Here is a 12,886-nt window from a genome sequence, read left to right as displayed (position 1 = left end):
ACAACGCACGCGGCAAAACGGTTTTGGCCTCATCTTTAAGTTCCGATCGGCTCGCAAGCGCGGCCGCCTGTTCGGGCGTGGTGCCCCTAACCTTCGCGCCGCTTAAAGACAAATACCTCGTTTTGATCGGCACCAATTATTGCAGGGGCATCCACCCTTGTGCAGCTTACAGCCACCTCCTGGTCAGGAAAATGAGACATGATCTCTGTCTCAACCTCGCCCATGTTTTCCTTGTCGATTTCACTTACAGCCAAGTCAAATATCGCGCGTACTTGAATATCTGAACTGCTCCAAGAGCACGTTACCGCTCGTAAATTAGGGCTAACGCTTCCTAGAAGTGACTGCTGTACAGCCAGCAAAACCCGGACGCGTAATTCAGTTTTTTCTGACAGGGTCGTGGCCTCGACGGTACAATTTGCACTCTCTTGCAGCCATAGAAATGATTCCTTTTGTCGTCGGTTTCTCTCACCGGCAACCGGATCAAAATAACTGCCGATGACCTTGCCAAAAGGGTTCATCCGGACGAAGTCGCACGACGTCGCGACAAGAAGGGTAGGCTGCTCGATCATTTCGTATAGACAATTAGACATTTCCCATTTTCCTTCCCAACGAAACTGATGGGGCGGGTGGTTTTGCCTCCGTCAATAGATATTTCCGCGAGTAGTTCTGGATCCTCGAAAGACTGCAGCTCTTTTATTAAATCGCGAATAGTTTTTCCTCTCTCCGTCCAGTTTTGAGCGTCGACGCCGTTTGAGATCATTTCAATCACCTATGCGGTTTAGATTCGTGTCGTAAGTCCCAAGTCGGGTGGCTTTGCTGCCGAGATTCTTGATAGACGTTGCCATCTTCCAAGCGCCCCCGTTATGGCCATCCAAGTCTCGTGTAATATATAGGTTCCCTTTTTTAAACACGGGCTGCCCGCCATGTGTTGTGTCGTTAATCTTTACAAATCCGAGTGCAGTAGCCGCAATTTTTGCCTCACTGTTGGTCTTGTAAACGGGTCCTTTTCCTGCAGCGCCACCCAGCATCGCGGTTGCAATGATCGCATTGATGTCAAGCCCTGTGGCCTCCAACCGATCGATCCTGACGCTCCAGGAAATCGAGGTGTCCTGCCAGATCTTCGAGCGCTCGCCGATTAGCTGTTCGCCGACCAGTGCGGCCGCATTCTGGCCCTCGGCATAAGCCTCGGCATTCGCGCCATCCGGGTCGTCACCATCGAGTTTTTTGATCGCATCAAGGAGCCAGTCGCCCTTCACCCAGGTTTCCACGTCGAGGGGGTGGTCGACGACGAAGGCAAAGCCGGCATTTCTGAGAATATCCGAACGCTTTTCAGCGTCCATCGTATTCAGATAAGCGTAGATGGCATCCTGGCAGTCCTGATAAGACTTGATGCCAAGATGAATGAGTTGACCGTCCCGCTGACGAATAGTGCAATCTGTGGAAAAATCGCCCGCATATGCCGGGGTCACAATCAGGTCGAACAGATTGAATCCCTGTTGCTGGGTGCAGCCTCCGAGAGATCCTCCATTCGCCAGCGCATCCAGGCCTGACTTGATGTTTGCAACTTCTTCCGGAGTCAGTTCCTTGTCCAGGAGGTACTTGTCGATGAAGCCACCTGGCTCGATCGCCTCCTTGATCCCGTTCCCGACGGCCTGCAAGCTGTTGCTGGACATATAAAAATCGAGATCCACATGCTTATCTTTTGTGATCTCGTAAGCTTTGTCGGGATCGCGGTTGAGTTCATCAAGAGGACGCGAGGATGTACCGTCATGTTCGAGCGCTTCCTGCTGTTCCTGATCGCGAATTACAATGTCACCTGAGCCGACCGTGGCGCGAACCGTCTGGCGAGTATCGTCAAGTTGGTAGGAGCCCTCCAGCGTGTGGTTGGTGGTGGAATTGCCGTTCTCGTCCTTGCCACTGGAAAGATCGATGCCGACGTCGACACTGAAGCCTTCATAGTTCATCCGGCCATCGAAGTTGTCATAGGTCAGCGTGCCGGTATCGAGGATGAGGTCGCCGGATTCGGAGACGATCTTGCCGGCACCCAGATGGGTATTGCCGGCGACCGTGACGTCCATCGCGCCAGTGGAAACGAGGCCAGACTGCTCGGTGATCCAGTTCGTTTCGCCGGAGCCGCTGCCGCCGCCGATCTGCACGCCGGAAAGGAGTTGGCCTCCGCCCAAGCTGAAGCCACCGGAGGCAGAGTGGTTGGAGCTTGCCCCGGTGTCGGGAACGGAGAGGATGGTTAGATCGCCGCCAACATTGGCAGTTACCGTGTCACCGGAAACCACCGCGCCCGCGAGACGGGCATCGTTTCCTGATTCAAGGATGATGTCACCAGTGCCGTTGACGTGAGTATTGACCTGAGTGGTTCCATTGGCGTTGGACTTGCCAACCGATGCGTCGGCGCCACCCGTCAGTCCCCCGCTGACACCATTGATGCCGATGCCGGCGGAAACGCCGAAGCTTGCGCCCCCTGACGCGCTGCTCGTCGACGAGCTATCAGTCGCCTGTGCGCTTTCGAGGATGATATCCTTGCCGGCCTTCAGCGTAATATCACCCGCGTTGTCATTATCAGAGATGACGACATTGCCGTCAGCATCGTAACCTGCAGCGATTTGTGCTCCATGACTCGTGAGATCCCCGGAGACTGCCTCGATCGTTACAGACCGCCCTCCGCGTATGTCTGTCAGGACCGGAACAGAGGTTTGCGCCGCCTCCTTTTCCTTCTGATAAGTGAAGCCTACCGTGAGCGACGCCGACCCGACGTTGCCACCCTTTGCAATTTTGTCGAGCGCATCATAGGCCTTGAGCGAGGCAAAGGCGGCGTTAGCTGCGGAATACCCATCAGAGATATTTGCAAGCTTCTGCGCCGCAACGCTCACGCTGTCAGCCGCGCTCACCAGGGAGGTTGAGACCGACAGGCTGATACCCGCGAAGAACTCTTCATGCAGGTGTTCGTAGTTTGTCTGATCTTGCGCCGAGAACAGATTGACGTCGCGTTCAGCAGTGATCCCAACATCGCCCTCGGCCGAGACGTTGGCGGCCTGCAGGTTGGCGTCGCGGCCGGCGGTGATCGTCAGGTCGTTGCCGGCGGAAAGCGTGGCCATCGCGTTGGTCTGCGAGCCTTGCTTCGTCGCGTCAGAAACCGACGACAGGCCGATACCAACGGAAAAGCCGCCGCTGCTCGAGCCGAAGGAAATGCCAAAGCCGGAGCGTTTTTCCTTTTCCTCGGACGAGGCGCTTTCGGCGCCCGGCGTTATGTTGACGTCGCGGGCAGCATCGAGGGTGATGTTCTGGTCGGCATAGATCTGCGAGCCGAGGATGTTGATGTCGGTATCGCGCGACTTGAGTGCGACATCCGTTCCGGCAGAAAGCACCGATGCCACGTTGAGCTCGGAGGCCTGCTTGCCGCTGTTCTGCTGGCTGCCGTAGATCGAAATGAAGCCTCCACCGCCGCCGACCCCGAAGCCGGACTTCTTGCGCGTGATCTCAAGCTCATGCTGCTCGGCCGCACCGATGACCGAGACGCTGTCGCCCTTGACGGAAATCGAACCATCCGCATACGCTTGTGAGCCAGCGATCACCGCAGCGCCGCCGGCATCCAGATTGATATTACCGGATGCCCCGAGTTCGGAAGCGACCGTCGTTTCGTCGTAACTCTTGTAGCTGGATGAGCCTTTGGACAGGAAGCCGCTGCGCGAGCCCTTGTCATCCTTGGCGCTGGTGTCCTTGCCGGAGGCGATGATGAGGTCGCCCTTGGTGGTGATGTTCAGGTTCGCGGCGCCGGCCTCATTGCCGGCTTCGATCTTCGAGGCCGAGATGACCGTGTCCTTGCCGGATTCAATGTCGACGCCGCCACCGCCTGTGATGGCGGAACCGACGGCCGTCGTCGTTTCCTGATGCGTAGTCGTCTTCTCGCTGCTGCCGAGGAAACCGCCCTTGATGCTGAGCTTGGTGTCGAGGGTCGCGGTGTCGGTGGCTTCGGCGATCGTTACGTCACCATCGGCCTTGAGAGCGACCTTGCCGTCGGCGGCGAGCTTGCTGCCGACGATGTTGAGGTCGTGATCGCCGCTGCCGCTGCCTGCCGTCACCGAGAGGTCGCCGCCCGCCGATATCTCTGAGCCGACATGGGTGATCGACGAGGCGGACTTCTTACCGAAGGAGGACTCGGAGCGCTCCTGCGCGGCCGTGATGTTGATATCGTCGCCTGCGGAGAGCGCGACATTGCCGCCAGCCTTGACGGAGGAACCGGAGAGCAGGATGTCGTCGCCGGCCTTGATCGTCGCATTGGTGCCGGCGGATAGCTGCGATTGCTGCTGGTCGGTGGAGAGGGTCTTGGTGTAGCCGGATTGATTGTCGCGGGCGACATCGGTCGACACCACGGCCACCGAACCCTTGTCGGCAGTCACGTCGAGCGTCGTGCCCGCCTTGGCGGAGCTGCCGATGACGTTGACATTGTCGGTGGCCTTGATCGTCAAGGCCCCACCACTGGCGATCTGAGTGCCGGTGGCATTTTGTTGACCACTATTGTCGACCTTGGCCGCATCCAGCGTTACGTTTTTACCGGTGAGCGAAGCGTTGCCTGTGGCATTGACCTTGACGCCCGTCAGCGCCAGATCGCCGCTGCCGCCGGCAAGCTGCAGAGCGCCGCTTGCCGTCACGCCTGCATTGGTATTGACGACGTTCTGGCCGCCGATCGTCATCGTCTGGGCGGCGAGCGTGATGCCGTTGGTGGCATTGAGCGCCGTATCGCCGCGCGACAGGAACGTGCCGCTGCCCTGGATGGAGCTGCCGGAGACGGTAAGGCCGCCAGCCGACGCGATCAGGCCGGAATTGTCGAGATTGCCGACATTCATATTGACCGAGCCGCCCGCCATGGCCGCGCCGCCGCCGGAAAGCTTCTGTCGGTCAGCGGCGGCAACATAAACGACCGGAGCCAGCACCTGGACGCCGTTGACGGTCTGCCATTGGTAGAGGACGATCGACTCGGCCAGCGCCGCCGCCTGCTCAGGCGTGAGGCCTTGGCCGACGGCCAGGCCATGATCCTTGGCATAGGTGGCACCGTTGTCGAGCAGCGTCTTCATCTGCTCGATGGCGCTGTTGCCGGCGATGAACGTGCTTCTGCCGAGCCCTTCGCCGACGAGCTGCCGCAACTGCGTGTCGATCAGTTGGTTCTCGAAATAGGCATCTCCGAGGAAGGGAACCGTCGTCTCCGGCTGATAGCCGATTTTGTCCATGAAATAGCCGGAGCCATAGAAGGTGCCGACATCGAGGTAGGCTGCGCGGGTTTCGAACAGGAACGTCTGGTTGGCTATCTTGCCGCCGAAGCCGCCGGATTTCGGGTTGGCGGGAGGCGCAAGGGCGGCACCGCCGAGTCCCGAATTGACGTTGAACAGCGCACCGCCGGCGGTGAGGCCGGAGAGCGCCGACAGCGGATCGCCGGGATTGCCTGCCGCCGTGACGCTGGCGCCGCCGGCCATCGAGCCGGCCGCCGATGTGTTGCTGACGCTGCCGAAATCGACGGAGAGTGCACCGCCGGCCTTGATGTTGGCCGATACGCCGCCGATCGCCTCGACGGAGCTGACGATGGTCGAGCCGTTGGCGATGTTCTTCGAGGGATTGGCAGTGCCGTTGGCATTATAGGCGGTGCAGGCACCCTGGGCATGGCAGGTCGTCGTCGTCGTGCGGAAAAGGCTGACGCCGGTATTGGTCAGCGTCGAGCCCTTCAGCGTCGCGTCGCCGCCGGCCTCGATCGAGCTGTAGGCATTGGTGAGATTCGTGGCGTCGACAGTAAGGTTGCGGCTCGCGCGGATCGTCGCTTCCGGGCTGAGCGTGCCGACCAACCGGTCTTCGTAAACCGACTGGCTGAGGTGGGACGACCAATCCCAGCTATAGGTGGTGCTTTCATCCGAGCCGCTGAAATTGACCTCGTCGACGATGAAATAGCGCGACGGATTGTTGGGATCGACAACGGGATTACCGTTCGCGTCCCTTGGCACGCGGGCCCTGATCCATTCGATGATCGGCTCGACCTTTTCGGGTCCATCGGCCGAGATCCATGTCCATGCACGATAGGTCGTGCCGTCGGCAAGCGTCGCCTTCGACCAGAGCAGAGGCTGATAATCCTGCCACAGCCCCGGATCCACGCCGGCATAGAGCTGGTACATGTTCTGATCTGCGGTCTCGAGGTAGCCGAAAGGCAGTCCGGCGGCGACGGGATTGAGCGTAAAGCCGCTGACGACGCCTGACGAAACCAGCACCCCGGTCGTCCATTGCGGCGCAGTAGCCCGCTCGTTTGTCAGATTGCTGGTAAGGATGGACATGTCGTTTCCAGCCTGGATCAGACCGGAAATATTGGTGACTTCAGTGTTTCTTACTCCCGATGTCGTCCCGGCAATCTCAAGATCATTGCCGGCGAGGATGGCGCCTTGATTGTTCGTGAGCACCCCGCCGATGAACAGGCCCGCGTCGTGACCGGCATAGGCAAGGCCCGTGGCGCTGTTGGTGAAATCGTCGGAAATGTTGAATGTTAAATCGTGGCCGGCAGCCAATTGCCCGGCATTGGTCAGCGACGGCAGCGTCAGAGTCAGGTTGTTGGCGGCGAGCAGCGCCGTGCCGACCGTTGTCGAGAGGCTGGAAGCGTTGATGTCGATGTCGCCCGAACCGCCGGCATTGGTAACGGCATTGATCCTGGTGCCGCTGAGATCGGCAGCATCTGATAGATTGAGAGTGAGCCCCCCGAGAGTGATGCTGTTATTGCTGAGATTGGCGCTATCGGCGTTGAGCGTCAGCGTGCCGCCCGCAGCGATGTTGCCTGCGCCGCCATTGGAGAGATCGATAGTGGTGGTGGTGAGCGTCAGGTTTCCCTTGGCGCTGGTGGGATTGCCGTAGCTGATCTGGCCGGCAGCGAAGAGATCGGCACTGCCGAGGCTCTGCAGCTTGGTATAGGCGAGATTCTGGCTGGCATTGGCCGAAAGATCGCCGCTGCTCAGCAGCGCGTTGGAAACGGTGATCGAACCATTCGTGGCGGCAAGGCTTATGTCGCCCGCCGGCTGTAGCACCAGTGCGGCATTGGCGGATTGGGCGGTGGCGGCGAGATCGACGCCGGAGGCGATCGTCGCGGCTGCGATCGAACGACCCGAAGCCGTGACGTCGCCCTCAGCCAGGACATCGCCCGATACGGCGATGTCGGCGCCGGCGGAAAGCGTGAGATTGTTGCCGCTGACAAGCGAGGCCGCGGCGATCGAGCCTGATGTCGCGGTGATCGACAGTGCATCGCCGCTCTTTGCCGCACCGGCAATCTGGATGTCGCCCGAGGTGGCGGACAGGGTAAGGATCTGCCCAGCCATGACGCTGCCGGCAGCAATGCCGCCCGAAGACGACATCAGCACGCTGGCGGCGCTGTTGACCTCGCCGCCGACACTCAACAACCCGCTGCCGCTCGACAGCAGGATATCGTCATCGGCGGCGACCGTATCGAGGGTGATGCCCTGATCCGCTTGAACGGCGACCTTTGCCTTCGACGTGACCTTGGAAGCCGTCACCTTCGCCTTCGAGGAGATCGAAACGCCCTGCTGGCCAGAGACGTTGCCGAGCGAGATCTTGCCGTCGGCAGACAGAGACAGCTCGCCGGCATTGGCGGCCATGTCGCCGCGCATGCGCACGCCGGCGCCCTTTTCGGTGACGACGATCTTGATGCGGTCGGCCTGCATGGCGCCGAGCGCCGAACCGTCGATCGCATATTCCGGTGTGCCTGATGTCGCCGCAAGCGGCGTGGCGTCGCCGGTAGCATAATCGAATTGATTACGGCCAGCCGTGACGCGAAGGTCTTTGCCGTAGACCGCGCCGTTGACGTGCACGGAGCGCGAGACGATATCGAAGAGGTCGACCGCGCCAAGCCCGGCGGCGAAATTGCCACCATTCGGTCCGATGGTGACGTCGCCGCCCTTGACGGTAAAGCCGTTGAGCCTGCCGTCGCCGCCGATATCAGGCGCGCCTGTCGTCAACGTCGCATGCGGCGTGTTGATGAAGCCGCAGCCGTCGCAGGTGATGCCGTTCGGGTTGGCGATGATGACGTCGGCTTTCCCGCCGAACACCTCGATCGCACCGTTCAATGCCGAGCGGTTGCTGCTGATCACCTCGTTGAGGATGACCGATGCCGGACCGGAGCTGTTGAGATTGGGGTTGCCCGGCGTGACACCGCCGAGATTGGAGTTGCCGACCTCGCCCTTGAAGTTGTTGAGGATGAGGCCCGGCGTGCCGACGTTGAAATCGTCGTATTTGTTATGCGACAGGCCCTTGCTGTTCGGCGTGACGATGTCGATGAGCGGCACGCCGTTCGGCGCCGTGCCGACGCCCGGCTGGTTGGCGGTCGGCGCCGTGGTGCTGGCCGAGACCGACTGGGCGTTGGCCAGCATCGGCTGGAGGACCAGCAGCGCGCTGAGCACCATCGCAAGCGAGCGATGGGCAAGCCTGCCGAGCCGGCAGCCAAGACCCTTGCCATTCGAACCAAGACCGGTTTTTTCACGCATCGTTTCGTCTTTCCAAACGCACAACTGGTTTTTGTCTCGACATCAATCACGGCCGGCGCTGCCTTCCCCGGCAGCGCCTCGCCTCGTCTCGTTATTTCTGGGTGAGCCAGGTCTTCACATTGCGGGTGAAGGACTTGGAGAGGCGCTGTGCCATGACATCAGGCGCGCCGGACGTGGTCGCAGCATTGACCGCGACTGCGATGATCACGCCGTAACCGCTTCCGCGCATGGAGAGGTCTTCGCCATGGATGTTTTGCGCTTGGGCGATCAGTTGCCCGGTCTTGGCATCCTCCAGCCGAACGGTTCCGTCGATCATGCTGTCGTGACCACCGATTATGCGGGCCTGCTTTGTGGTGACGTCGAACACATGCAGCGTCACGACCAGCCTGCCCCTGTTAGGGCCACCCGGCACGCCGATCAGTTCCTTCGACATCGTGGCTTGGAGGGTGCGAACCGCGTCGGAGACCTGCTGGTCGGGCTTGTCGCCAAAACCGAATGTCTTGACGTCGGGAGCCAGCTCGATCCGGATCTCGCGCACGGACGTCCGCTGCAGGGCGGCAATCAGCCGAGGATCTGTCCTGGTGGTGACGCAGGACGCCAGGGTCGCCGCCAAAAGGAGAAGGGTTAGAAAACGCACGATACGCATAAGCAACTCCAGGGTTCATTCACGAGTTCAGTTCGTCTGCGGGCTCAGTTCCGGCTGTTGGACGACGAGGCCGGCTTTGGTTTGCTGTCGAGATGCTTGTAGAGTTCGGTCAGCTGAGACTTCGGCGCCGGGCAGCCTTTCGATTTGGCGATGCTGGCCAGGACATTGTTCCTGTTGCGCAAGGCATCGATCTCGACCTTCTCAGGCGATTTCGGGTCCATGAAAAACAGCGCGGGCAGAAACAGCAGCACACCGGTCGCTCCAAGCACGATGTTCTTCCCCTGCGCATCGGTGCGCTCCTTCACCGTCGAGGAGATCTGCCGCTCGTTGGCCTCGAATTCACGCGCGATGCCGGCGCAATCGAAGGCGCTGTCGGACGGGTTGGTCGAAGCGACCGGACGGGCCTCCCGCCCGGCGCAGCCGGCAAGCGACATGGAAAGAGCAAGGATCAGCGCCGTCGATCTTGAAAGGGTTTTGGCGGGCTTGTTCGTCGAAATACTGCGGGTGGTCATTGTCCTGCTTTCGTTACCAATGAGCGGATGCGCTGAAATAAAAGAGCCCGCCGTCGACATCGTCGAGGCTGCTTGCAACAATGTCGGAATAGCCGAGGTCGGCGCTGATATTGCCGCCGACGGTGCGGATGCCGGCCGTCCAGCCGGCGAGGTTGCCGCCTGATATGTCGAAGCGTTTCTGCGCATAGACATGGCCGTAGTCGAAGCCGAGATAGGGGCGCAGTTCGCCGAATGCCTTGGCGGCCGCGCCGCCGCTTTCGTTGGACTTCGTTCTCCAGACGATCTCGTTGTGGCTGAACATGCCGTTGTTGCCGAAGAGCACGCCTTCGCGCGTGCCGCGGACATTGCCGTAGCCGCCGAGAGAGATCTGTTCGGCACCGAGCAGATTGTCCGGGGAATATTGACCGCTGAGCAGCGAGGTGAATTCGAACTGCCGGCCGGCCGCCTGGAACGGCTGTGTCACGCTGACGGTGGCGTTGAATTTCGAAAATCGCGGATCGGCGTTGCCGGCGCCGGGATCGCCGGGGTCCACCGCATCGAAGAGACGGAGCCCCTTGTCGAGGCTGGCGTCGAACATCCAGATGCCGCCGAACATGCGGCGGGAATGGGAAATGCCGATATCACCGACCGTATAGCGGCGGCTGCCGACCTCGATCAGATTGCCGAGCAGGAAGTTGTTGGTCTGCTTGTAGGTCAGGCCGCTGCGGACGGTTGTGATCGAATCCTTGTCGCGAGAGATAACGCGATCGATGCCGAGACCGGCCTGCCCCGAATTGCCGGAGGTTTCGAGCGTGCTGAAGTTTCCCTCGACCGCACTTTCATATTGGTACCAGGAGCCGTTCAGCGACAGGGTGGAGTAGCCGTAGGGCACGCTGACGCTGCCGGAATAGCTGTTGCCGTAGCCATTTCCGTCATTCTCCCACGGATAGCTCGGGCCGCTGTGCTCGTAGGAGAAATTCCACTGGTCATTGATGCCGAGCAGGTCATCGTAGCCGAGCGATGCCGAGCTGCGGGAAAAGCCGGTGCTCTCCTGCCCCATATTGTTGTTGCCGAAGGAGACGTGCCAGGGCCGGCCCGGACGGTTTTCGATGTTGAGGATCGAGGTTCCGTCCTTCGGGCCGGGTAGCATCGCCGATTTGGCGTCGTTGGCCTGCAGCCGGTTCATCTGGTCGAGCCCCTGCTCGATATCGCGGATATTGACGACGCGGCCGATCAGGCCGGGAAAGGCGGTCGCCAGCGAAGCATTGCCGGCCACTTTCCGGCCATTGAGATAGATGTCGGAGAGCGTGCCTTCGACGACCAGCAGACGGAGGATCCTGGTCGTGCGGATATCCTGCTGCGGCACATAGGCGCGCGAGGTCACATAGCCATGATCGATATAGAGATGCGTGACATCCCTCAGGACCGCATTGATCTCGGCGAGGCCGACGCAGCGGTTGCCGTAAGGCGCCGTCACCTTGCCGATCTCCTGGGCCGACAGCAGGCTCGCCCCATCGATCTCGACCCGCGCGATGTCGAAACAGGCGCCGTTGCCCGGTGCGGCGGGCAAAGCGCCGTTTTCCGCATCCGTGCCGCCGCCTGGTGTGGCGCGCCGCAGGGCATCCAGCCGCTGCGTCTGCGACTGCTCTTCCTGGCGGCGGCTGAAGTCATCGGCAGGCGTTTGCGCGTAAGCGGGGGCGATCACCACTGCGAGGGCGGCGCCGGCAATCAGAAAGTATCGAATTTCTATGGTCATCGGTGAAATTCGGTTACTTCGCGGCGACGGACTGAAGCTCGTCGAGGGCCGGCTTCAGCCCCTTCAGCGAGAAGCGGATATTGACGTCCTGGCCGTTCATCAGCCGCACCAGCCCCTCGGCCGCCGCGCCCTTCTTCAGCGCCGCAGTCATCTTGGTATCCAGCGCCAGCTGCGCCCAGCATCCGGTCTGGTTGCAATTGCGGTAATCGAGCTTGGCGACGGGCTTGCCGTCGGCCTTGATAGACAGGCCCGAGGGCAGGAAAACATTGAGCGGCAGAAGGGCGGTCAGCATCAGCCGCGCCTTGCCCTTGCCTTTGTCGGAAGGCGCGGCAGGCGCCGGCGGCGCGGATATCGCCAGCGTCAGGATATTGACGGGTTTGCCGTCCTTGGTGACTTGCGCCACCTGTGCGACTTCGCAGGCCTCGGTGCCTGCCGAACCCGTGCAGCGATAATACCAGTCGTCGAATTTTTGCGATTTTATCGCCGGCGCAGGTTGCGCCGGCGCCTGTTCCGGTTCTTGACCATCAGGAGATTGCGAAAAGGATGGGCTCGCGCAGGCGATCGATATCAGAATGGGGGCGATCGTCCAAAGGACCCTCTTCATGCCGCTTTTCAAAAATTTCTTCATTTAAAATGCAACTTCAGGAAGATTTTATTTGGGTTGGAAGTCATATCGCTACAATCCGCAATTTGGTCAACCTTAACGTGTCAGCACGGTAAAGTTTGCGTTAGGTATTTATTTCGCGTTCTGGGAGATTACGCTCAGTTTGCCCGAGACCCCATTCGCAACGAAAACGCCAACAGATTCCGAAATTCGAATAAAACCGCTTGGCGAGGGACATGAGACGATGCGCAACTTACGCGAAGCTGGTCACCTGCTCGTTTTTATTGAAAATCAGGCGTATAATCGGATAGGATGAATAATTCCGCATCGTCAGACATCCAGAAAAATCTGCGAAAGATGAGCCGCACTCATTTTGAAGAAACACATTCCAAGGCGCCGGCTTTATCCCCGATGCCGCCCACGAATACTGAGATGTATTTCAGAAATTCGTCACACCCGCGGGTTGCTGCGACTGTTCTTCTCGGAAGGGAAAGGACAACCGAATGGTGAAAAGGCGGCGGCCAATGCAGCCTGGGACGGAATCCGCGGGCCGTATTCGGGAAAACCTGATCAAGACCCGAATCGGCGGCAAGCTCTCGGCCCCCGTAAAGCCCGGGCCTGGCCGTCGAGGATGATAGCGTGTCCGCAGCGGACTTCACGCGCCGCGCCGTCGCAGCACTGTCATTTTCGAGATGACATCCGCCCCGTTCTCTGCGAAAAAGAGCGCGATGAGAGACAGGGGCGTTCGTCGACAGGCGGGCTGAGAAGCACCCTTCGAACCTGAACCGGATAATGCCGGCGGAGGGAGTCGCTCGGGGTCGCGGTCCGCCGCACGAATGACCCCGTGCCCGCCCC

The 12,886-nt window shown here is 60.3% G+C and carries 6 protein-coding genes and 1 riboswitch; all 6 genes read right to left on the bottom strand.

Annotated elements, in window-relative coordinates; all coding sequences use genetic code 11:
* Positions 1–86: 86 nt before the first annotated feature.
* The 6 genes from OS035_RS12865 to OS035_RS12840 all read right to left on the bottom strand — a co-directional run bounded on the left by OS035_RS12865 (position 87) and on the right by OS035_RS12840 (position 12,055).
* The gene (locus OS035_RS12865; RefSeq protein ID WP_183778128.1) at positions 87–590 is read right to left on the bottom strand and encodes a hypothetical protein; all 504 of its coding nucleotides are present in this window, start codon (positions 588–590) and stop codon (positions 87–89) included.
* A gap of 171 nt (positions 591–761) precedes the next feature.
* On the bottom strand, positions 762–8,534 hold the full coding sequence (locus tag OS035_RS12860) for a hemagglutinin repeat-containing protein (protein ID WP_222148552.1): 7,773 nt from the start codon (positions 8,532–8,534) through the stop codon (positions 762–764).
* Between the two features lie 91 nt (positions 8,535–8,625).
* Complete coding sequence (locus OS035_RS12855) at positions 8,626–9,180, bottom strand: hypothetical protein (protein ID WP_097628993.1); 555 nt, start codon at positions 9,178–9,180, stop codon at positions 8,626–8,628.
* 44 nt (positions 9,181–9,224) lie between these two features.
* Positions 9,225–9,692 carry a hypothetical protein gene (locus tag OS035_RS12850; protein ID WP_097628992.1) on the bottom strand — a complete coding sequence of 156 codons (468 nt, stop codon included), beginning with the start codon at positions 9,690–9,692 and terminating at the stop codon, positions 9,225–9,227.
* Between the two features lie 13 nt (positions 9,693–9,705).
* On the bottom strand, positions 9,706–11,427 hold the full coding sequence (locus OS035_RS12845) for a ShlB/FhaC/HecB family hemolysin secretion/activation protein (RefSeq protein WP_183778124.1): 1,722 nt from the start codon (positions 11,425–11,427) through the stop codon (positions 9,706–9,708).
* A 13-nt stretch (positions 11,428–11,440) separates the two neighbouring features.
* A complete protein-coding gene (locus tag OS035_RS12840) occupies positions 11,441–12,055 on the bottom strand; it encodes an invasion associated locus B family protein (protein ID WP_097628990.1) in 615 nt (204 codons plus the stop codon).
* A 703-nt stretch (positions 12,056–12,758) separates the two neighbouring features.
* Positions 12,759–12,855: riboswitch (TPP riboswitch) on the top strand.
* Positions 12,856–12,886 lie beyond the last annotated feature (31 nt).

Origin of the sequence: Rhizobium sp. 268 (assembly GCF_036571585.1) — a bacterium.
Taxonomy (GTDB): Bacteria; Pseudomonadota; Alphaproteobacteria; order Rhizobiales; family Rhizobiaceae; genus Rhizobium; species Rhizobium redzepovicii.
Note: the sequence above shows the minus strand (reverse complement) of the source record. Positions and strands in the feature narration are given on the sequence as shown.

Bases quoted from the DNA above. Each gene is read 5' to 3' on its own strand.
- OS035_RS12865 (WP_183778128.1), bottom strand. From the start codon at position 590: ATGTCTAATTGTCTATACGAAATGATCGAGCAGCCTACCCTTCTTGTC.
- OS035_RS12860 (WP_222148552.1), bottom strand. From the start codon at position 8,534: ATGCGTGAAAAAACCGGTCTTGGTTCGAATGGCAAGGGTCTTGGCTGC.
- OS035_RS12855 (WP_097628993.1), bottom strand. From the start codon at position 9,180: ATGCGTATCGTGCGTTTTCTAACCCTTCTCCTTTTGGCGGCGACCCTG.
- OS035_RS12850 (WP_097628992.1), bottom strand. From the start codon at position 9,692: ATGACCACCCGCAGTATTTCGACGAACAAGCCCGCCAAAACCCTTTCA.
- OS035_RS12845 (WP_183778124.1), bottom strand. From the start codon at position 11,427: ATGACCATAGAAATTCGATACTTTCTGATTGCCGGCGCCGCCCTCGCA.
- OS035_RS12840 (WP_097628990.1), bottom strand. From the start codon at position 12,055: ATGAAGAAATTTTTGAAAAGCGGCATGAAGAGGGTCCTTTGGACGATC.